This is a genomic window from Acidovorax sp. SRB_24 (genome assembly GCF_012931925.1).
Genome location: NZ_MWOM01000299.1, coordinates 1 through 321, shown reverse-complemented (window position 1 = coordinate 321; position 321 = coordinate 1). Strand labels below are relative to the sequence as shown.

1 pseudogene is annotated in these 321 nt (G+C 58.9%); it reads left to right on the top strand.

The annotated features are described in order from the left end of the window. A pseudogene (locus B2J89_RS22015) lies at positions 1-85 on the top strand (HslU--HslV peptidase proteolytic subunit); the annotation flags it as partial. Positions 86-321 lie beyond the last annotated feature (236 nt).

Below are 321 nucleotides of genomic sequence, written 5' to 3'. Positions count from 1 at the left end.
GCAGGAGGTGGTGAAGAAATCGCTCGAGATCGCCGGCCAGCTGTGCATCTACACCAACATGAACCACACCATCGAGACGCTGTAGTGGCGCGCGCGCACGCCGTGCCGGCTGCCGCGCCACCTGTCTTGAATACTATTCATTTGATAGCTATCAGCGCTTTATGAGAAAGCGTTAGAGGCCTATTTCATCAAAGGTTCTGCATGTCTTCGATGACCCCCCAGGAAATCGTCTCCGAGCTCGACAAGCACATTGTCGGACAGGCCAGCGCCAAGCGCGCCGTGGCCATTGCGCTGCGCAACCGCTGGCGCCGCCAGCAGGTG